This window comes from Mesorhizobium sp. M1409 (assembly GCF_040317535.1).
Taxonomy (GTDB): domain Bacteria; phylum Pseudomonadota; class Alphaproteobacteria; order Rhizobiales; family Rhizobiaceae; genus Mesorhizobium.
Map to the genome: position 1 here is coordinate 30485 of NZ_JAMYKV010000025.1, position 21597 is coordinate 52081.

15 protein-coding genes are annotated in these 21597 nt (G+C 64.2%); 5 read left to right on the forward strand and 10 right to left on the reverse strand.

Going from position 1 to position 21597, the window contains the following annotated elements:
• Nucleotides 1-9 precede the first annotated feature (9 nt).
• The 5 genes from NKG99_RS19495 to NKG99_RS19515 all read right to left on the reverse strand — a co-directional run bounded on the left by NKG99_RS19495 (nt 10) and on the right by NKG99_RS19515 (nt 5526).
• Nucleotides 10-1071 carry a Gfo/Idh/MocA family protein gene (locus NKG99_RS19495; protein ID WP_352870259.1) on the reverse strand — a complete coding sequence of 354 codons (1062 nt, stop codon included), beginning with the start codon at nt 1069-1071 and terminating at the stop codon, nt 10-12.
• Nucleotides 1068-1907, reverse strand: a complete 840-nt coding sequence (locus NKG99_RS19500) for a carbohydrate ABC transporter permease (protein WP_352870260.1) — start codon at nt 1905-1907, stop codon at nt 1068-1070. The genes NKG99_RS19495 and NKG99_RS19500 overlap by 4 nt, the downstream gene beginning before the upstream one ends.
• A gap of 228 nt (nt 1908-2135) precedes the next feature.
• Nucleotides 2136-3065: a carbohydrate ABC transporter permease gene (locus NKG99_RS19505; RefSeq protein ID WP_352870261.1), complete on the reverse strand. Its 930-nt coding sequence runs from the start codon at nt 3063-3065 to the stop codon at nt 2136-2138.
• 242 nt (nt 3066-3307) lie between these two features.
• Nucleotides 3308-4564, reverse strand: coding sequence for an ABC transporter substrate-binding protein (locus tag NKG99_RS19510; RefSeq protein ID WP_352870262.1), 1257 nt, complete (start codon nt 4562-4564; stop codon nt 3308-3310).
• Between the two features lie 2 nt (nt 4565-4566).
• Nucleotides 4567-5526 carry an N-acetylmuramic acid 6-phosphate etherase gene (locus NKG99_RS19515; RefSeq protein ID WP_352870263.1) on the reverse strand — a complete coding sequence of 320 codons (960 nt, stop codon included), beginning with the start codon at nt 5524-5526 and terminating at the stop codon, nt 4567-4569.
• A 198-nt stretch (nt 5527-5724) separates the two neighbouring features.
• Here NKG99_RS19515 and NKG99_RS19520 point away from each other — a divergent pair, with 198 nt between their 5' ends.
• From NKG99_RS19520 to nagA, 4 genes are read left to right on the forward strand one after another with little or no spacing between them, the layout of a single operon-like run.
• Nucleotides 5725-6606 carry a glucosamine kinase nucleotide-binding domain-containing protein gene (locus NKG99_RS19520; RefSeq protein ID WP_352870264.1) on the forward strand — a complete coding sequence of 294 codons (882 nt, stop codon included), beginning with the start codon at nt 5725-5727 and terminating at the stop codon, nt 6604-6606.
• Nucleotides 6603-7385: a GntR family transcriptional regulator gene (locus NKG99_RS19525; RefSeq protein ID WP_352870265.1), complete on the forward strand. Its 783-nt coding sequence runs from the start codon at nt 6603-6605 to the stop codon at nt 7383-7385. The genes NKG99_RS19520 and NKG99_RS19525 overlap by 4 nt, the downstream gene beginning before the upstream one ends.
• Nucleotides 7382-8425, forward strand: a complete 1044-nt coding sequence (locus tag NKG99_RS19530) for an SIS domain-containing protein (RefSeq protein WP_352870266.1) — start codon at nt 7382-7384, stop codon at nt 8423-8425. The genes NKG99_RS19525 and NKG99_RS19530 overlap by 4 nt, the downstream gene beginning before the upstream one ends.
• On the forward strand, nt 8422-9594 hold the full coding sequence (nagA, locus tag NKG99_RS19535) for an N-acetylglucosamine-6-phosphate deacetylase (protein ID WP_352870267.1): 1173 nt from the start codon (nt 8422-8424) through the stop codon (nt 9592-9594). The genes NKG99_RS19530 and nagA overlap by 4 nt, the downstream gene beginning before the upstream one ends.
• A gap of 22 nt (nt 9595-9616) precedes the next feature.
• On the opposite strand, the gene NKG99_RS19540 is transcribed toward nagA, so the two are convergent.
• The 5 genes from NKG99_RS19540 to NKG99_RS19560 form a co-directional block, all read right to left on the reverse strand.
• Nucleotides 9617-11131, reverse strand: a complete 1515-nt coding sequence (locus NKG99_RS19540) for a malonate--CoA ligase (RefSeq protein WP_352870268.1) — start codon at nt 11129-11131, stop codon at nt 9617-9619.
• 183 nt (nt 11132-11314) lie between these two features.
• Entirely contained in the window at nt 11315-12055 is a 741-nt protein-coding gene (locus tag NKG99_RS19545; protein ID WP_352870269.1) for a GntR family transcriptional regulator, read from the reverse strand.
• Between the two features lie 409 nt (nt 12056-12464).
• Nucleotides 12465-13142, reverse strand: coding sequence for a ribulose-phosphate 3-epimerase (rpe, locus tag NKG99_RS19550; RefSeq protein WP_352870270.1), 678 nt, complete (start codon nt 13140-13142; stop codon nt 12465-12467).
• A 213-nt stretch (nt 13143-13355) separates the two neighbouring features.
• Nucleotides 13356-17216, reverse strand: coding sequence for a DUF7929 domain-containing protein (locus tag NKG99_RS19555; protein WP_352870271.1), 3861 nt, complete (start codon nt 17214-17216; stop codon nt 13356-13358).
• Between the two features lie 10 nt (nt 17217-17226).
• Nucleotides 17227-19461, reverse strand: a complete 2235-nt coding sequence (locus tag NKG99_RS19560) for an NHL repeat-containing protein (RefSeq protein WP_352870272.1) — start codon at nt 19459-19461, stop codon at nt 17227-17229.
• A 213-nt stretch (nt 19462-19674) separates the two neighbouring features.
• Here NKG99_RS19560 and dnaK point away from each other — a divergent pair, with 213 nt between their 5' ends.
• Nucleotides 19675-21591, forward strand: coding sequence for a molecular chaperone DnaK (dnaK, locus tag NKG99_RS19565; protein ID WP_352870273.1), 1917 nt, complete (start codon nt 19675-19677; stop codon nt 21589-21591).
• The last annotated feature ends 6 nt before the right edge of the window (nt 21592-21597 follow it).

Genomic DNA, 21597 nt, shown 5'->3' on the forward strand with positions numbered 1-21597 from the left:
GTCCCTGTTCTAGAGTTTGATGGCTGCGCCACTGCGCACGCTCTCGTCGGCGGCGAGGCAGACGGCGAGCGACTTGACCGCGTCGTCCATGTGTTTGGTCAGATCCAGATCCTCGCGGATCGCTTTCAGCACGAAGGCCTGTTCGAGGTCGCAGAGGTCCTGGTGGCCGGGCTCGCCTTCCATCGACAGCATTTCGTCCGGCCCGGCGAATTTGCCATCCGCTCCGGTCGCGGCACTGTGCAGGCGGATGGTCGAGGTCTTGGTGTGGGTGTCGATGTCATCCGACTTCACGCCTTCCTTCATCACGATCGACACGCAGCCATTGGGAGAGATGACGTCCTTCACGAAGAAAGCCGTCTCCGAAATCATCGGCCCCCAACCGGCCTCGTACCAGCCGACCGACCCGTCATCGAACAGCACCTGCAGGTGGCCGTAATTGTACATGGAGGGCGCGACCTCCTCGGTCAGCCGCACGCCCATGCCGCGCACCTCGACCGGCCTGGCATCGGTGATCTGCAGCATGACGTCGAGATAGTGAACGCCGCAGTCGACGATCGGCGAGGTCGTCCGCATCAACTGCTTGTGCGTCTCCCAGGTAGGCCCTGAGGATTGCTGGTTAAGGTTCATGCGGAAGACATAGGGGCCGCCGAGCTTGCGCGCCTCGGCGATCAGCCTGATCCAGGACGGATGATGGCGCAGGATGTAGCCGATCACCAGCTTCTTGCCGTTGGCCGTGGCCGCCGCGACGACGCGTTTGGCGTCGGCCACGGTCGTTGCCAGCGGCTTTTCGACGAAGACATGGCAGCCGGCCTCGAACGCCTTCACCGCATAGTCGGCATGGCTGTCGGAATAGGTGGCGATGCAGGCGATATCGGGCTTTTCGTCGCGCAGCGCTTCGTCGAAGGAGCGCCTGATGCCATAGCCGGAAAGCCCTTCCGGCAACGGCACGTCCGAGCGGTTGACCAGCGCGGCGATCTCGAAGCCCGGATTGGTGTGATAGGCCAGAGCATGGCTACGGCCCATATTGCCGAGGCCGGCAACGACAACGCGCAGGGGTGTTTCAGAACTCACTTGACGGCTCCAGACGTGATGCCGCGGATAAGCTGCCGCGAGAAGATGACGTAGAGGATCAGCACCGGCATGATGGCCAGCGACAGTGCGGCCAGGATGGCGTTCCAGTTGGTGACGAACTGGCCGAGGAACAGCTGCGCGCCGAGTGTCACCGTCTTGGTCTCTTCCGACGGCGCCAGGATCAGCGGGAACCACAGATCGTTCCAGATCGGGATCATGGTGAAGACGGCGACCGTCGCCATCGATGGCCGCACCAGCGGCAGCACCAGGCGGAAAAAGATGGTGTATTCGGAGAGGCCGTCGATACGGCCGGCATTCTTCAGATCGTCGGAGACCTGCTTCATGAATTCAGACAGGATGAAGACGGCCAGCGGCAGGCCTTGCGCGGTGTAGACCAGGATCAGTGCCGTCAACGTGTTGACCAGCCCGCTCGCCACCATCAATTGCAGGATGGCGACGGTGCCGAGCCGGATCGGGATCATGATGCCGAGCGCCAGATAGAGGCCCATCAGCGAATTGCCGCGAAAGCGGTATTCCGACAGTGCGAACGCCGCCATGGCGCCGAACAAAAGCACGAAGAACAGCGAGGCGACGGTGACGACGAGGCTGTTCTGGAAATAATGGATGAAATCGCCCTGGCCGATCACCGTCGTGTAGCCGATCAGGTCGAACGTCTTTGGCGTCGGCGGCGTCAGCGGCGCACCGAAGATGCCGGCGCGCGACTTGAACGAGTTCATGATGACGAGGATCACCGGAAACAGCGCGATCCCCGTGTAGGTCAGTAGGATCGCGTGGGCGCCGATGGTGCGGGGCACGGAATGGGTCGCGGTGCTCATTGGGAGGTCTCCTGACGAGCTGCGGCTGGTAGGGTCGGCGCCCAAGCACCCCCCTCTGTCCTGCCGGACATCTCCCCCGCAAGGGGGGAGATTGGCAGTTTTAGCGTTGCCGCACATCTTGCAACGCTGGAGATTGGCGAAGGCCGAAATGACATCCGATCTCCCCCCTTGCGGGGGAGATGGCCGGCAGGCCAGAGGGGGGTGTTCAAGCTCGACATTCTACCCCCCTCAGAACTGATAGCGACGCAGGCGCGTCTGCACGAGGAAGAGGTAGACGCAGACGCCGCCGAGGATGATCAGGAACATCATCGTGGCGATCGCCGCGCCCATATTGGGGTCGCCCACCTGCAGCTGGAAACCGAAGAAGGCGCGATAGAGGAAGGTGCCGAGAATGTCGGTCGAGTAGTTCGGCCCGGCGAGCGCCCCTTGCGCGGTGTAGATCAGATCGAAGGCGTTGAAATTGCCGACGAAGGTGAGGATCGAAATGATGCCGATCGCCGGCAGGATCAGCGGCAGCTTGATCTTCCAGAATTGCGACAGGCCGGTGATGCCGTCGCATTCGGCGGCCTCGATCACCTCTTCGGGGATCGACAGCAGGGCTGCGTAGATCAGCATCATCGGGATGCCGACGAACTGCCACACCGAGATCAGGCTGAGCGCGGTCAGCGCATATTGCTCCTTGCCCAACCACGGCGTGAACAGGCTTTTCAGGCCGACAAGGTCCATCAGATGCGGTGCCACGCCCCACAGCGGCGACAGGATCAGCTTCCAGGCGAAGCCGACGATAACGAAGGACAGGATCGTGGGCACGAAGATCGCCGTGCGGTAGAAGGCCGCGAATCTCAGTCTCGGGCTGGACAGCAACGCGGCCAGCATGACGCCGATCGGGTTCTGCACGACCATGTGGATGATGAAGAACCAGGTGTTGTTCCTGAGCGCGTTCCAGAAACCCACCGACCAGTTGGGGTCGCCGAACAGCATGCGGAAGTTTTCCAGCCCGACGAAGACCTGGTGCTGCTCGATGTTGCGGAACAGCGACAGCTGCAGCGTGCCGGCGAGCGGCAGGATCATGATCGCCGTGTAGACGAGCACCGCCGGCGCCAGGAAGATGCCGATGTGCCAGCGGAATGGTCTTTTCGGTCGTGTTTCTGCGGCCATGAGTTCGGTCCCCGCCGATCAGGTTGGCAAATGCCGCCAAAGGCGCGGCGCCTCCCTCCCCTCGAGGGGAGGGTGCCTCGCGAAGCGAGGCGGGTGGGGTCGGTCAAGGCAGCGCGCCATCGACATTTGACCGTGCTTTCCAGCAACGATCAAGTCGCGGCCTGCCTCCACCGACCCCCTCTGTCGCCTTTGGCGACATCTCCCCCTCAAGGGGGGAGATAAGCAGCGCTCAGCCTGAGCTCTTACTTGGCCGGCTTGTACCAGCTGTCGAGACCGGCCTGCAGCTTCTTGGCGGCGGCTTCCGGCGTATCGGTGCCGTTGATGACGTTGGCCGATTCAACCCAGGTCTCGTTCTCGAGGTTCGGCGTGCCGCGCGACAGGATCTGGTAGGTCGAGCGGATCGTCGATTTGCACTTGCCGCGCCAGGAGACGAATTCCTGCGCCAGCGGGTCTTCCATCTTCACCGGCGCGGAGTTCAGGCTGAAGAAGCCCGGCAGCGCGTTGGCGTAGATGGTGGCGAAGTCCGGCGAGGCGACCCAGGACAGGAAGGTCTTGGCCGCATCGGCGTTTTTCGAAGCCGCGTTCAAGCCCATGCCGATATCGGTATGGTCGGAGATGTAGCAGGTGTCGCCGGCCTTCTCGACCGGCGGCGGGAAGGCGCCCATCTTGAACTGGGCCTGGGTGTTGAACAGGCCGATTTCCCACGAGCCAGCCGGGTAGATGGCGGCGCGGCCAAGCGTGAACAGGTTCTGGCTGTCCGGGTAGGTCTGCGCTTCGAACCCATCGCCGAGATAAGGCTTCCACTTGGCCAGTTCCTCAAACGGCGCGACCCATTCCTTGTCGGTAAGCTTCTGATCGCCCTTGATCAGCGCCGCGCGGCCGTCCTCGCCCTTCCAGTAATTGGGGCCGATGTTCTGGTAGCCCATGGTCGCGGCTTCCCAGAGATCCTTGGTGCCCATCGCCATCGGGATGTAGGTGCCGTCGGCCTTGATCTTGTCGAGCGCGGCGAAGAACTCGTCGCGGGTCTCCGGCACCTTGATGCCGAGCTTGTCGAAGGCGTCCTTGTTGTAAATGAAGCCGTGGATGACCGAGGCCATCGGCACGCAGAAGCTCACCTTGCCGTCGTCTGTCTGCCAGGCGGACTTGGCCACCGGAGAGAAGTTTTCCATGCCGGGCAGCGCCGAGAGATCGGCAAGGTTGCCCTTCTTGAACAGTTCAAGCGACTTGTCGAACGGGCGGCAGGTGATCAGGTCGCCCGCCGAGCCGGCGGCGAGCTTAGCGCCGAGGGCTGCGTCATATTCGGTCGGAGCCGACGGTGCGAACACCACCTTGATGCCCGGGTTCTTGGCTTCGAACGCCGGGATCAGCTTGTCCTTCCAGATGGCAAGGTCATCGCCGCGCCAGCTTTCGATGTTGAGCGTTACGTCGGCATAAGCCACCCCGGCCGAGCCGAGAATGCTGGTGCCCAAAAGCAGTGCCGTCAGTAGTTTCGTTGTCATGCTCAGTCTCCCTGTTGACCTTTTTCAGGTTCGGTTTTGATGAGAACGGAGGCAGTGCGCCCCTTGCTCCCCTCTATAGCGGAAAGGGCCGGCCGCAGCTTCTGGCCGGCCTCTTCCAGTATCTTCCGCGCCGCATCGGCACTGTCGGCGCCGGCGGCGAGCAGAATGGCGGTCTTGACCGCGCCGCCGCTCTTCTCGAGCAGGCGGGCCGCTTCGTCCGTGCCGCGCCCGCTGACGGCGGCGACGATGCGCGCCGCGCGGTCGCGCAGCTTGATGTTGTCGGCCATCAGATTGACCATGTAGCCATCATGGACATGGCCGAGATGGACCGCGGTCAGCGTCGACAGCATGTTGAGCGCGATCTTCTGGGCGGTGCCGGCGCCCATCCGCGTCGAGCCGGCGATCAGCTCCGGCGGCGTTTCGAGCAGGATGGCGGTTTGCGCCTGGCGAAGCAGCGCCGAGTCCCGGTTGTTGGCGATGCCGATCGTCGCTGCACCACGGCGAGCGGCTTCCTCGATGGCCCGCACCGCATAGGGTGTGGTGCCGCTGGCGGAAATGGCGATCAGGCAATCGCTGCTGCCGAGGCCAGCATTGACGACCGCTGCCGCGGCCTCCTCGGTGTCGTCTTCCGGTCCGCCGGCCAGCGTCCGGAAGGCCTCGTCGCCGCCGGCGATCAGGATGGCGATGCGGTCGCGATGAATGCCGAAGGTGCCAGGCAACTCCAGCGCATCGGCCAGCGCCATCAGGCCCGAGCTGCCGGCCGCCGCGTAGGCAAGCTTGCCGCCGCCGTTCAGTCTGCTGGCGACGATTTCGGCCGCCCTGGCAATGGAAGGAATGGCATGGCGCACCACTTTCGCAGCTTCAATCTGCGCATCGGCCAAATAGGAAAGGATGGCGTCCGGAGTCTGGATATCCAGCCCCTCGGCATTTTTATGAAGCGCTTCGGTGCGCGTTTCGGCCATCCCGGTTCCTCCAATACCAGAACAATACCAAAAAAATACCACTTGTCCACACGCATTAACGAACTCGTGGGCTGGAAATCGGCGAAGCGACGGAATACCTTGATTATTCAATAAAATACGCCCTAATTTTTTTGAGCCGGAAATTAACCCTTGGCTATTGGTATTTTATTGGTATTATCTTCTCGGAGGAGAAATCGTGTGAATTTCGTGCTCGGAATCGATGGCGGCGGCACCAGCTGCCGGGCAGCCCTGGCGACAGCGGACGGCACTGTTGTTGGCCGCGCCAAAAGCGGCGCCGCCAACATCCGCACCGATCTGACCGGCGCCCGGTCGAACATCGTCGAGGCGGCGCGGCAGGCGTTCATCGACGCCGGGCAGGACCCGGACCTGATCCCGCAGACACCGGCAATTCTTGGCCTCGCCGGCGCCAATGTCGGCACCTACCGGCAGCAGCTCGAAGCGATCCTGCCGTTCAGCATCAGCCGCGTCGAGACCGACGCCGAGATCGCGCTGGAAGGCGCTGTCGGCTCCGGTGACGGCGCCATGGCGATCCTCGGCACCGGCACCGCCTATATGGCGCGCAAGAACGGCAAATCGCGCGCCATCGGCGGCTGGGGTTTCCAGGTCGGCGACCAGGGCAGCGGCGCCCGCATCGGCCGCGACCTGCTCGAGCAGACGCTGCTTGCCTATGACGGCGTCCGCGAGGGTTCGCCGTTGACGCTGAGCATGCTGGCCGTTTTCCGCAACAATCCGGAGGACGTGGTCGAATTCACCACCAATGCCAAGCCCGGCGATTTCGGCGGCTTCGCACCCAAGGTGTTCGAGCATGCCGAGAAGGGCGACAGCATCGCCAACTGGATCCTCGACAGGGCGGTCGCCGACGTCGAAGCCTCGCTCGGCGCGCTCGACCTTTCGGACGACGCGCCGCTCTGCCTGCTTGGCGGGCTGGCTCCGCTCTACGCGCCGCGCCTGTCGGCCCGCTACCGGGCGCTGCTCAAGCCGCCGCTCGACGACGCGCTGGGCGGCGCCGTGCAGATGGCGGTCCGCCTTTTCACTGGACGCGCGGAGGCGGCTCGATGAGCGAGGCCGCCGACCAGATCTTCGCCATGCTGAAACAGTCGTCGCAGAGCGGCGCGCCGCTCTACCTGCAGCTTCGCAAGAGCATCGAGGATGCGGTCAATCGCGGCCTGATCGGGCCGGGGGACGCACTGCCCTCCGAGCGCGACATCGCCACCAAGGCCGACATTTCGCGCGTCACCGTGCGCAAGGCGGTGCAAGACCTGGTCAAGGGCGGCATACTGGTCCAGCGCCATGGTTCCGGCACGTTCGTCGCGCCGCGCATGGAGCGCGTCGAACAGTCGCTGTCGCGGCTGACCTCATTTACAGAGGACATGGCGCGGCGCGGCATGGCGGTGCGTTCGGCCTGGCTCGATCGCGGCCTTTACGCGCCCTCGCCCGACGAGATGATGGTGCTCGGCCTGTCGTCGAGCGAACTGGTGGCTCGGGTGGCTCGCCTGCGCATTGCCAATGACACGCCGCTGGCGATCGAACGCGCCTCGCTGTCGGCGAGAGTATTGCCCGACCCGGCTGATATAGGCTCCTCGCTCTATGCGGCGCTGGAATTGACCGGCAACCGGCCGGTGCGGGCTGTGCAGCGCATTTCCGCCGCCAATCTCGGCGACAGCGACGCGCGCCTGCTCGAAGTATCACCGGGCGTCGCCGGCCTGCATATCGAACGCATTTCCTATCTGGCGAGCGGCAAGGTGATCGAATTCACCCGCTCTATATACCGGGGCGACGCCTATGATTTCGTCGCCGAACTGCGGCTGGCGGGGCCAAGCGAAGAGGGCCGACCATGAGTACAGAGCCAACGAAGCCGACCCATATGCGGCGCGAGATCGCGGAGATCCCGCAAGCCGTCGCCCGCCTGCTCGACGGCTCCGGCGCGGTATTGACCGAGGCCGGGCGCGGCATACGCGAACGCGACCCGCAGTTTGTCGTTACCGTGGCGCGCGGCTCGTCCGATCATGCCGCGACCTTCATGAAGTATGCCGTCGAGCTGACGGCGGGCCTCGCCGTCGCATCGGTCGGACCGTCCATCGCCTCGATCTATGGCCGCAAGCTCAGGCTCGCCGGCTCGGCCTGCCTGGCGATCTCGCAGTCGGGCAAGAGCCCCGACATCGTTGCCATGGCCGAAACCGCGCGAGCCGGCGGCGCCCTGACCATCGCCATCACCAACACCGCCGATTCGCCGCTGGCGCGTGCCTCGGATTACGCCATCGATATACTGGCCGGCCCCGAGCGCAGCGTGGCGGCGACCAAGACTTTCATCAATTCCGCCGTTGCCGGCCTCGCTTTGATGGCGCATGCCACCGGCGATGATGCGCTCCTGACGGCACTGGCCCGCTTGCCGGAGCATTTCCGCAAGGCGATCACCTGCGACTGGATGAGCGTGCTGGCCGAAACGATCGAGAAGCAGAAGTCGCTGTTCATCCTCGGCCGCGGACCATCGGCGGCGATGGCCAACGAGGCGGCGCTGAAATTCAAGGAAACCTGCGGCATGCACGCCGAGGCCTACAGCGCCGCCGAAGTCATGCATGGCCCGCTGGCGCTGATCGGCCCCGATTTTCCGGTGCTGGCGCTGGCCGCGCGCGACGCGTCGGAGCCATCAGTCGCCGAGGCCGCCGACAGCCTGGCGGCCAAGGGCGCGCCGGTGTTCGTCACCTCCGCGCTTGCCCAGCGTGCCGTGCCCCTGCCGCATGTCGCCACCGGCCATCCCCTGACCGACCCGCTGGCGCTGATCGTTTCCTTCTACATGTTCGTCGAGGCCTTTGCCCGCCATCGCGGTCTCGATCCGGACACGCCGCGCAATCTTCGCAAGGTGACGGAGACGCTATGAGCGACCGTTTTGCCCTGACCGGCGCCCGGATTTTCGACGGCGACGACTGGCATGACGGCCACGCGCTGGTCGTGCGCGACGGCCTCGTCGAGGCTATTTTGCCCTCCGGTGCCATAGCCGCCGATGTCCGCGTCATCGAGACCGGCGGCGGCATGCTCGTGCCCGGCTTCGTCGACCTCCAGGTCAATGGCGGCGGCGGCGTCATGCTCAACGACCATCCCGATGTCGCCTCGCTCGAAACCATCTGCAAGGCACATGCGCCCTTCGGCACGACGGCGCTGCTGCCGACGCTGATCACCGACACGCCCGACATCACCGCCGCCGCCGTCGCCGCCGGCGAAGCCGCGGCGCTGCGGAAGATGCCCGGTTTTCTCGGCCTGCATCTCGAAGGCCCGCATCTGTCGATCGCCCGCAAGGGCGCGCATGATCCGGCGCTGATCCGGCCGATGTCGGATGCCGACCAGGCGATGCTGATCGCGGCGCGGCAAAAACTGCCGGTGCTGCTCACCACCGTAGCGCCGGAATCCGTCGAGCCGGCACGCGTCGCGGCACTCGCCAAGGCCGGCGTCATCGTCAGTCTTGGCCATTCCGACACCGGATACGCCACCGCCAGCACCTTCGCCGAAGCCGGCGCGAGCGTGGTCACCCATCTGTTCAACGCAATGAGCCAGATCGGCAATCGCGAGCCTGGTCTGGCCGGCGCGGCCATCGACATCGGCACCTTGTCCGCCGGTCTTATCGCCGACGGCATCCATGTCGATCCCGCCACCATCAAGATCGCGCTGCGTGCCAAGCAAGGTCCCGGCAAGATCGTGCTGGTCAGCGACGCCATGGCAACAATCGGCACCGACATGACCTCATTCACGCTGAACGGCCGCACCATCTACCGCAAGGATGGCAGTTTGCGGCTTGCCGACGGAACGCTGGCGGGTGCCGATCTCGACATGATCTCGGCGGTTCGATACGTCCACCGGGTTGTCGGGCTGGACCTGTCAGAAGCGTTGCGCATGGCCTCGCTCTATCCGGCGCAGGCGATCGGCCAGTCGCACCGGCTCGGCCGCTTCGCCAAAGGCACGGCGGCGGATATCGTTTCGCTGTCGGACGATCTCGACATGAAGAGCGTTTGGATCGGTGGCGGCAAGGTTTTTGAGGCTGGCGCCCAAGGCTGACCGACCGGCCGCGCCTCCAATTTCAGGCTGTGTAGAGATCCTTATATGTCTCGCGCAAAAGATTTTTCTGCACCTTGCCCATGGTGTTGCGCGGCAGTTCGTCGACGAAGATCACCCGCTTTGGGTGCTTGTATTTCGCCACGCGTCCGGCGATGGCGCCGAGAATTTCGGCGCCGGTGATCCGCGATGCCGGCGCACGCACGACGACAGCGGTGACGCCTTCGCCGAAATCCGGATGGGCAACGCCGATGACGGCGCTTTCGCTAACCCCGTCGAGCGCGTCGATCTCGCTTTCGAGTTCCGTCGGATAGATGTTGTAGCCGCCGGAAATGACCAGGTCCTTGCCGCGGCCGACGATGTAGACGTAGCCGTCGGCATCGATGATGCCGAGATCTCCCGTGATGAAGAAGCCGTCGGCGCGGAATTCCGCCTTGGTCTTCTCCGGCATGCGCCAATAGCCGCCGAAGACGTTTGGGCCCTTGACCTCGATCATGCCGACCTCGCCTTGGGCGAGCGCTGCGCCGCTGTCGGGATCGGCGATGCGAAGCGTGACGCCGGGCAAGGGGAAACCGACCGTACCGGCGCGCCGTTCACCCTCATAGGGGTTCGAGGTGTTCATGTTGGTCTCGGTCATGCCATAGCGTTCGAGGATCGCGTGGCCGGTTCGTTCGCGCCAGGCCTTGTGCGTCTCGGCCAGCAGCGGCGCCGAACCGGAAATGAACACACGGATGTTTTTCGCCGCCTCGCGGCCCAGCCCATCCTGCTGCAGCAGGCGCACATAGAAAGTCGGCACGCCCATCAGAACCGTGGCGCGCGGCAAAAGCGTGACGATGCGGGCCGGATCGAACTTCTGCTCGAACAGCATTGAGCCGCCGGCCACCAGGATGACGTTGGTGGCGACGAACAGGCCGTGTGTGTGGAAGATCGGCAATGCGTGGATCAGCACGTCGTCTCCGGTGAAGCGCCAGTGCTCGACCAGCACGCGCGCGTTGGAGGCGAGATTCTCGTGGCTGAGCATGGCGCCCTTCGAGCGGCCCGTGGTTCCCGAAGTGTAGAGGATCGCCGCGAGGTCATCCGGCCCGCGCGCCACGTCATGAAAATCCGTCGGCAGCCGCGAGGCCTGATCGGTCAGCGATCCCTGGCCGTCGCGGCCGAGCGTGACGGCGACGGCGCCCGTTTTTTCCGCCAGCGCGCCGATGTCGGCCGCCCTTGCCGGATCGCAGACGACCAGCCGTGGCTCGGCATCGCCGAAGAAATACTCCAGCTCGGTCAATGTGTAGGCCGTGTTGAGCGGCAGGAAGACGGCGCCGGCGCGCAGGCAGGCGAGATAGAGCAGGACCGCCTCAGGGCTCTTCTCGACCTGCACGGCGACCCGGTCGCCGGGTTCGACATCCAGTTGCAAGAGCGCATGCGCGAGCTGTGCCGAGCGCTCCAGCATGTCGCCATAGCTGAGCGAGCGGCCATCATCGGTTTCCATCAGCAGGCGCCCAGGCGCCGGCATCCGGGACCGGAACGCGTCGAACAGATGATTGCTCATGAAGATTTCCCTGGGGTGGCGGAACGGCGGGCCTTGCACATGCGCCTGGAGCGGCATGCCTTGGCGGCGAAGAGTTCGCGGTTCTTGGCCGCGCCGTCAAGGCCGCCGACAGCGGGTCACGTCGGCCGTGCCGATGCCACAGGCTACCAGCAATGGGTTATAAAAGACCGCCGGAAACGACCGCTATCGCCGGGCAGCCTTGCCGGCGATCACCTTTGTAGCTTCGTCCTGCTTGAGGCGTTTCATGCACATGGCGGCGGTCAGTTGGTAGTGGTTGATCAATGCCTCGACGGCGCCGTCGGCATTGCCATCAAGGGCACATTCGGCGATCAGGCGATGCTCGCCGAAATCGTCGCGTTGGACGCCTTCGCCGTCATTGACCATTTGCCGGTAGCGATAGGCGTGATCGGAAAGCTGGTCGCAGAATCCCACCAGCCATTGCGACCGGCAGGCCGAAATCAGCACCCTATGGAAGATGCGGTGCAGCCGTTCCCAATCCGGATTGAGCGAGACGGGATCCTGCGGCGAAAAACGTGACGCGCGGCCCAGGCGATGCAGCGCCAGAACGAGTTGTTCTTCCCATTCGGCGGTGCGGTGGGCGATGGATTCGCGAAGCGCCCGCTCCTCGAGCCAGCAGCGCGTGCGCGTCAGCTCTTCGAGTTCCAACGCGCTGACCGGCATGATGAAGAAGCCGCGCTGGTCGTGGCGGCCGAGAAGCCCTTCCGAAGCGAGGCGATTGAGGGCCTCGCGGACAGGGGAGGCGCCAGCCCCATATTTGGAAACCACCCACTCGACCCGCAACTTGCTCTCGGCCTCAAGAACACCACCGAGAAGGTCGTCACGCAATTGCTGATAGACGGTGCTGGCAAGCGTGCTCTTGGAGCCTGCGCCGTCGTCGCTCAGATTGGCAGCTCCATATGTCACAGCGACTCCTTGTCCCTAATTTTTATTTTGGGCAATTCGAGTCCGAAAACATCCCCCTTTTTCGCATATGTACCATACAGCGCCTGCGGTCGTGTGCTCAAGCAGAAGATCACGCTATTGTACTCAAGCACAAAGAAATATGCGACTTTCCAGGGCTCGATGCTGTAATTCCGCGCGTTCCCACAACCTGTGGAAACTTAACATGTTTTGTATGCACGCAGGAGAATCTATTCCCTGTTCTTTTGTATGCGCGTGAGACCACCTGTTCTGTTGTGCGCGCTGGCGACGAACATTGGAACCGAATCAGGCCGGCTGCCGCTTTGGGGCATCATATCCTCATAAGCCGCGCTCCGGCACCAGATCCCTTGGCCGGCATATCGGATTGATTGAAGACGGAATGCGCCGTGAGTTAGCCGACTGCGTTGTCGGCTGCCGTCCTGATCGCCTGGATGTTTTGCCGGTAGGCTTCGACGCTGCCGCCCTTGAAGATGGCGGCGCCCGCCACCAGAACGTCGGCGCCGGCGGCGGTCACCAGCGGCGCGGTTTCGGCCGAAACGCCGCCGTCGATCTCGATGCGGATCGGCCGGCCGCCGATCAGCGCCTTGACCCGCTTCACCTTGTCCACAATCGCCGGAATGAAGGCCTGGCCGCCGAAGCCCGGATTGACGGTCATGATCAGGATCAGGTCGAGCCGGTCGAGCAGGTATTCGACCGCGCTTTCCGGCGTTGCCGGATTGAGCGACACACCGGCCTTCTTGCCAAGGTTCCTGATGGTCTGCAGCGAGCGGTCGAGATGCGGCCCGGCCTCGGCATGCACGGTCAAGCCATCGCAGCCGGCCTCGGCAAAAGCGGCCAGATAGGGGTCGGCCGGGGCGATCATCAGATGGCAGTCGAAGAAGGCCTTGGTGCGGTCGCGGATCGCCTTGATCACCGGCGGGCCAAAGGTGATGTTGGGCACGAAGTGCCCGTCCATCACATCGAGATGGATCCAGTCGGCGCCGGCCGCCACCACCGCTTCGACCTCATCACCTAGTTTGGAAAAATCCGACGCCAGCACCGAGGGTGCGATCAGGGTCTTTTTGCTCATGGGTGCGGCCTTTCCGAGCGCCTTTTTCGTCCGGCCACTCTATCGACTGCCTAATGCGCTCCAGCCAACTTGTCGAGAGCGCGGGCGCGGCGGATGCACTGGCGTTGCGGCGTCTCCGATCGTGTCGCAGCCAATTTCCACTTGCCCCGGAGCATTGACGAAAAACCCGCCGGATTGCTCCGGCGGGTTCCTGGTCTGGCGTCGAGCAGATTCCTATTGCTGCTGGAGTTTCAGGATTCTGTTTGGATCCGGATCCTGCTGCTGATCGACCTGCGGCTGGCGCCGTGGCAGTACCTGCAGCAGCAGGCCCGGGTTGAGCTCCAGCGACGGTTGCCCGCGGACCGGACGGCAGTTCGGATACCGCCCGATCGTGCCTTCAGGGCAGCGCCGTCTGATGATCGGCTGGCACTGGCCATTGATCATCTGCGAGCCCGGTGCGCATTCCACCTCCTGCCTGGGCTTGCGGCATGCGCCGTCGATCACTTCGGTCCCACGCGGACAGACACACTCGCCGCGCTTGTTATGGACCTGGCCGCGTATGTCGCACTGCTCCTGCGTCGGCTGCTTGCGCCGGCAGGCATTGCCCTGCACCTCGGTACCCTTCGGGCAGACGCAATCGCCGTTGGCGTCGTGGACCTGGCCACGGATCGTGCACTGCTCAGGCTTTGGCCGGATCGGACGGCAGGCGTTGTCCCTGACTTCCGTACCCTTGGGGCAGACGCAATCGCCGTCTGCATTGTAGACTTGGCCACGGATCGTGCACTGCTCGGGCTTCGGCCGGATCGGACGGCAGGCGCCATTGCGCACCTCGGTCCCTCTCGGGCAGATGCAATCGCCGTCGGCATTGTGGACCTGGCCACGGATCGTGCACTGCTCGGGCTTCGGCCGGATCGGACGGCAGGCATTGTCCCTGACTTCCGTACCCCTGGGGCAGACACAATCGCCATCCGAATTGTGGATCTGGCCACGGACGGTGCATTGCTCGGGCTTGTCGGTCCTGACGCATTTGCCGTTCTCAAGCCCGGTTCCGCGTGGGCAGACGCAGCGTCCGTCCTCGGTGCGGATCTGGCCTTCGAGCAGCACGCAGCGCTTCGGCTCCGGCTTCGGCACGATACCGCCGCCTGGCGAGCACTGGCCGTTGCGGAACGTCGTACCGCGCGGGCAGACACACCGGCCGGCATCGTTCAAGACGAAGCCCGCCGAGCATTCCTTCTTGGTCTCCTGGCTGATGGCGAAGGGATGGCAGGCATAGGCCCTGCCGCGATCGCCCTGCACATTTGTCAGGTCACCGCCAAGCACGTCGCCGCCGCCTTGCACCCGCGTGTCGGGAGACAGGACGCCGACGCAGTTCTGGCCGCTGACGTTGCCCCGCAGATTGGCCAGGCGGCCGTCGTCGGGAATGACCACGGTGACATGGTGCACCCGGCTTTCGCCGGCGCCCAGCGTCAGGTTGGCAATGCAGGACAGCGGCAAGGTCGCCGGCTCCGGCGAGCAGCCGAAGGGCGGTTGGATCGAAATGATCTCAACGCCTTCCAGCCTGCCGAAACCCTCCACGCCGATCGCATCACCGATGCGGACCGGCCCGGAGAAGGGGCTTGTGCCGTCGTTCGTGATGGTGATCTCGAACGAGCAGGGTTGGCCGAGCTTGCATTCGCGGTCGCCGGTCTTTTCGACACGGATGGTCGAAGAGCCGCCGCCCTTGGCGCAGGCCTGGCCGATCGGATAGACGATGTCGTCGCCCGGCGCCGGACCATACGAACCCCGCGCGCAGTTCTCGAACGCGCCGTTCGCCGAAACCGTCACGTCGAAGTGGCGGCTGGTTCCAGGTGTCATCACGGCACCGGGAATCTGGCACGACAGCGCATTGGCCGGGACCGGTCCGCACGCCCATTCCGCGCCGTCAGGGGTGACGGTCTGGATCTGGACGGGCGCGCCGCCAGCCACCAGCGTGGCGGCATCGTTGACCCGCACCGGACCGGTTGGGGCAGCGGTGCCAAGGCTGATGACGGTGATGCGGCAAGAGACGACCGCGGCGCCGGCGAGCGAGCCGTTGCACACCTTGGTGATGCGCACGATGGGCTTGCCGCCATTGGGATGACGGAAGCGTTCCTTGGCGCAGGCCTTGTTGTTGGTGAGGTCGTCTTCACCGGGGATGGCCTTCACCAATGCGCAGTTCTCCACCGTGTCCGACTGGTAGCCGGCCGGCATGACCGCCTTGACGACGATCGGTGTCGAGGCGCCCGGAGGCAGCGAGATTCCCGCATTGTCGCAGCGGAACTGGCCGGGGCCGTTCGGTCCGCATGTCCAGGGCGGGCTCGGGCCGAAGGTCGAGGAGGACGGGGCACCGCCCGAATAGCTGTCGATCACCGTCAACGGCCCGTTATAGGTTGATGTGCCGTTGTTGATGATGTCGATCACGAAATAGCAGATGCCGTCGGCCGTGCAGACCGGGATGCGGGCACGCTTCTTCAGGATCAGGTCGACCTTCTTTTCGACGGGCGGCCGGCAGTCGCGGTCACGATCGCCACGCCGGCAGATCGGGATCGAGGCACAGCCGCGATCATTCGATTGGCTGCCGAAAAGCGGCTTGCCGCTGGCCCCATAATTATAGGTGGCGCAGTTGCGCAAGACGCTGCCTTGCCAGCCCCCGGCCGGCTTGAAGCCGAGCTTGAGGTCGATGGAGGCCCCCGGATTGAGCGTGGTCACCGGATAGGTGCACGTCATCGGGGTGGTGCCGGGCACGCAGACCCAGGGCGGATTGGGCCCTGAATCGAGCGTCGAGCCGGCCGGCAGCGTCACCTCGTCGAGCACGATCTTGCCGTGGTAGGCACCGGTGCCGACATTGGTGACCCTGATGGTGAAGTCGCAGCCGCCGCCCATCGTGCAACGCGTCACGTCAGCGCGTTTCTCGACCTTGAGGTCCGGTTCCTTGTCCTTGGGCGGGCACCTCTGGTCTCGCGGGATGACGATGTCGATCGTCTGCGTGCAGCACAAGCCCCAGCCTTCCTTCGGACCGGCATAGGTTTCGATGCCGGTGACGATGAGGTGGATGACGTCGCCGGGCGAGGCGCCGACGATCTTCCAGTTGAGCACACCGCCGCCCGCCGGCACCAGCTGCGTGTCGGGGATGATGATGATGCCGGGCGTGGTCGTCGACACCTGCACCCACTTGCCGCCCATCTCTGGGCCGACCGGCATGTGGTAGATGAAGGCGCCGCCGCCTGGCACGCAGTCGACCGTGCCGCGCTCCACCTTGAAGCATTCCTTGCCGGGAGGTGGCGGTGGCGGGTTGCACTTGGTGACGTCGATCTTGATCGAGGTCTTTTCACCGGTCTTGAAGTCGCCGTCGTCGGGCTTGCTCGGATCCTGCGACGGGATGATGGTCCCGGTGCCCGGTCCGGCGGTCACCTTGATCATGCCCTGGTTGTCGATGATCGTCGGCGCGGGAAATGCCCCATGATCGATCTTGGCCGTGATCACGAAGTTGATGACGCGCTCGTTGGGAGCGCCGACGCCGTCGAGATCGGAAGTGGAGATGCGGAAATCGGAAACGACAGCCGTGTCGTTCGGATTTGCCGACGTGCTGATCGTCGCCCCCGGCAGCGGTCCGCCGGACGAATCCGTGCCGTCGCCGGACACATTGACGTTGACGATCTCAAGGCCGTGCGGAAGCTGATCCTTGAAGTCGACCCTGACCTTCTTCAGCCTGGCCTCGAGGCTCGGGTCGGCAAGGCCCCGCGGATCGCCGCGCAGGCCGAAGCTCAGCGAATAGACGACGTAGTCGCAGCCTCTTTGAGTGCCTTTCTTGGTGAAGAAGGGCACGACCCGGTCAGGCCTCGGGGTGATGACGCGCGAACTGTCGAGATCGAGCTTCAGCTCCGGGGTGATCGGGGCAGCGTCCTCCGCAAAACTCTGTATCGGGGCGAGCGTGGCGACCGCGATACCGGCCGCCATCAGCCAGCGCGCGCCGCGCCTGGCGTATGACAGGGGTTTCATGATCGTCTCCATGACGGTTGTTTGAGTGCCGGTTGATCGGCTGTTCTGGGCGAGCGGGGAGAGTGCGAGATTTTTCATCTTCCCCTCCTCAACGTTCGCAGCTGACGGCTGGGGTTCTGAGCGGCAAAGTCATCTTGCAGCAAGGGTAGTAACCACCCTTGTCCTTGTCGGACTTCCTGTAGAAGCAGAGCCCGACATCGACTGTGTCGCCCGGATAGTGGCCGGTGATGTCGATCGTGTAAGGCTTGCCGGGCGCATGCGACTGCCGGGTGGTTACCCCGACGCCTGGCGTCCTGGACTGGGCCTTGATCGAATCGCCGCCGAAGCCGGCATGGTCATGGAGATAGAGATCGGCCTCGAGGCCGGAAGGCGTGCAGTAGTACTGGACGTCGTCGACATCGAGACATGGAGGCAGATTGCCGGGCGGTGGGAAGTCCGGCGGATAGAATGGCGGCAGATAGCCGCCCGGGATTTCTTCATAATAGCCGGCGCGGCCTTCGCAGGGATGCCAGACGGCGACGTCGCCGACATGGCCCTCGACCTCCGGGTCGTCGAAATAGCTGTCGAAGTCGACGAACCAGGAGCCGAAGGGCGGCACATTGGCCGGCTTGACCAGCTCCTTGGGCGTGATCTGCACGCCATGCACGGCGAACGGCCCGCCGGCGGCGAGCTGTTCGGCGAGAGCCGGATTGTCGCGCAATTTGTCGCCGGTGTTGACCAGCGTCTGGGTGCAGACCGAAGTGTCGAGATTGCCGTCGGCATCATAGCCATATTGCAGGTCGAGGCCGCCGGCCGACTGCCGGTTGCCCTGCGGGAAGCCGACCGCGTATTCCTGCGGCACTTCGACCCAGACCGATTCCGTTTCCGGATCGTCCGGGTTCTCTCTGAAGTAGCGGATGACCTCGCCCTTGCCGGAATCGGCGAACTGGCTGTAGTCGTAGCGGTTCTCGACCGGGCCGCGCTGGGCCAGGTACATGAAGCCGCTGTTGTCGAAGGCGATGTCGGTGACGGCGTAGTCCTTGTCGGCCTTGACCGTCAGTTCCCAACGCGGGTCGCCGGCGAGAGTGCCGTCGCGGGCGATGCCCACCGACCAGATTTCCGACTTTTCACCGACCGAATAATAAAGCCGGCCGCCATGATAGGAAACGGCCCAGATGCGGCGCTCGTCCTGCGTGTAGCCCCAGCTGTCGGGGTCTTCGCTGTCGAAAGCCGCGCCTTGTATGTCCATCACCGAACCATCGTCGGCGACGGGAACGAGCCCATGCGCGGGGCGCCCGGCAACGCCATGGTCGAAGCTGTCGATCAGCGCGCCGGCGGCGTCGATGCGATGGATCAGGCCGGTATCGAGGTCGGAGGCGAAGAACTGGCGGTGAGCGGCGTCGAAGGTCAGGTTGCCGATGCCGGGACCGCTGTTGGTGTCGATGTCGGCGAATTTGGAGACCTGGCCGGTGATGCCGTCGATCTTCCAGATGGTGCCCGGCCCGCCACCGTTTTCGGTGCCGAACTGGCCATCCATGAAGGTGGCGCCTGGTGTGCCGCGGCGCTGCCGCTCGGGGCGACCGTCATCGTCGGCGTCCGGCGTGACGATGCGGATGCCGTGCAGCGAGGTGGCCCCGGCATAGAGATTGGGAATGCCTGATGGAACGCCGTCGCGCACGCCGTCGTCATAGGTGACGCCGAACACCTGGCCGATCTGGTCTGCCGTCACCTCGAAAGGCGGCGGCGTGTTGACAAGCTGGCCGGCGGCCGGCCCGCCCAGATGCGAGACGTCGAACACGCGCAAGGTGGCGCGCGTGGCGTCGATGAAGGTTTCGTCGACCGGATCGACGCCGGGCGGCAGGCCCTCGTCGAAATTGGGAATGATGGTGCCGGAAAATCCGGTCACCGCCATGGAACCGGGATAGATGATCCGGGTTTCCTGCGCCTGCGCGGCGCCCAGCCACAGACCGGCGCTGAGCGCCAGCGCCAGCAATCCGCCGCTTGCGTGCGCGATACCGCGTAAATGTCCATCAAGAGACGACACGAACGAGTCGCGGATGCGAGACATGACACTCCCCCCGTAGTCGACGGGAGAAATGTCCGGTTGGGCCGCGCAAATCAGGGCAAGGCGCGGCGGTCCGGCTCGTTCTTCCCTGATCGAATTGTCTGCTTTCCTCATTGTCACGATACGCCTGCTCTTACGCTGGGTCAACGGAATCAGCGGAAAGCCCAGCGCATCGACCCCGTCCCGAAGGCGGTGGTCGCGCCGAGCTCCCGTTGTTCCCGGAGACCGCGGAGCCTCTGGGTTATAGGTCATGGGTGCTTCCTTTCCGGGCCGCACCATGCGGCACCTGGAGATCAGTCGCGGGCGGAAGTGGAAAGGTTCATGGAAGCCTTGCGCAGAATGCTTGCGCGCGCTGCAGCCTGTTCTTATATACGCGCCAAGCCGTTCGGTGCCGGAACGCCGGTTGCCGGAACGGAATTTCTTGTGAACAGGGGCTTTCGTCGGAATGCCTGTACGGGTCCTGAGAGCCTGCTTAGCGGAGAGATTAGAAAAATGGCAAAAGTAATCGGTATCGATCTTGGCACCACCAACTCCTGTATCGCCATCATGGATGGCAAGGAGCCGAAGGTAATCGAGAATGCGGAAGGGGCGCGCACGACGCCTTCCATCGTCGCCATCAGCGGCGACGACGAACGTCTCGTCGGCCAGCCGGCCAAGCGCCAGGCGGTCACCAATCCTGAAAACACCATCTTCGCGGTCAAGCGCCTGATCGGTCGCCGCTATGACGATCCGGTGACGGAAAAGGACAAGAAGCTTGTCCCCTACAAGATCATCAAGGGTGACAATGGCGATGCCTGGGTCGAGGCCGGCGGCAGGAAGCAGTCGCCCTCGCAGATTTCGGCCATGATCCTGCAGAAGATGAAGGAAACGGCGGAAGCCTATCTCGGCGAGAAGGTCGAGAAGGCGGTCATCACCGTTCCAGCCTATTTCAACGACGCCCAGCGCCAGGCAACCAAGGATGCCGGCAAGATCGCCGGCCTTGAAGTGCTGCGCATCATCAATGAGCCGACGGCCGCGGCGCTTGCCTATGGCCTCGACAAGAAGGAAGGCAAGACCATCGCCGTCTATGACCTTGGCGGCGGCACGTTCGATATCTCGGTGCTCGAAATCGGCGACGGCGTGTTCGAGGTCAAGTCGACCAATGGCGACACCTTCCTCGGCGGCGAGGATTTCGACATGCGCCTGGTCGAATACCTGGCGGCCGAGTTCAAGAAGGAACAGGGCATCGACCTGAAGAACGACAAGCTCGCCCTGCAGCGCCTCAAGGAGGCGGCTGAAAAGGCCAAGATCGAGCTGTCGTCGACAACGCAGACCGAAATCAACCTGCCCTTCATCACCGCCGACGCGACCGGGCCGAAGCACCTGACGCTGAAGCTGACGCGCGCCAAGTTCGAGCAGCTGGTCGATGACCTGGTCCAGCGCACGATTGCCCCCTGCAAGGCGGCCCTCAAGGATGCCGGCCTGAAGGCCGGCGAGATCGACGAGGTCGTCCTGGTCGGCGGCATGACCCGCATGCCCAAGATCCAGGAGATCGTGAAGCAGTTCTTCGGCAAGGAGCCGCACAAGGGCGTCAATCCGGATGAGGTCGTCGCTCTCGGCGCCGCCATCCAGGCCGGCGTGCTGCAAGGCGACGTCAAGGACGTGCTTTTGCTCGACGTGACGCCGCTGTCTCTCGGCATCGAGACGCTGGGTGGCGTGTTCACCCGCCTGATCGAGCGCAACACGACGATCCCGACCAAGAAGAGCCAGGTGTTCTCGACGGCCGAGGATAGTCAGTCGGCCGTGACTATCCGCGTCTTCCAGGGTGAGCGCGAAATGGCCGCCGACAACAAGGCGCTCGGCCAGTTCGACCTCGTCGGCATCCCGCCGGCGCCGCGCGGCGTGCCGCAGATCGAGGTCACCTTCGACATCGACGCCAACGGCATCGTCAACGTTTCGGCCAAGGACAAGGGCACCGGCAAGGAGCACCAGATCCGCATCCAGGCATCGGGCGGTCTTTCGGACGCCGACATCGAGAAGATGGTCAAGGACGCCGAGGCCAATGCCGAGACCGACAAGAAGCGGCGTGCGCTGGTCGAAGCCCGCAACCAGGCCGAAGCGCTGCTGCATTCCTCGGAGAAGTCGCTGAAGGAATATGGCGACAAGGTTTCGGAAACCGAGCGCACGGCGATCTCCGACGCGATCGCGGCGCTGAAGACCGCGACCGAAGGCGATGACGCAGCCGACATCGAAGCCAAGAGCCAGGCGCTTGCCGAGGCTTCGATGAAGCTTGGCCAGGCCATGTACGAGGCTTCGCAGAAGGAAGCGGCGGAAGCCGACGCCAAGGCGGATGCCGCCAAGGACAGTGACGTTGTCGACGCCGATTTCGAGGAAATCGACGAGGACGACGACAAGAAGAAGTCGGCCTGAACCGTT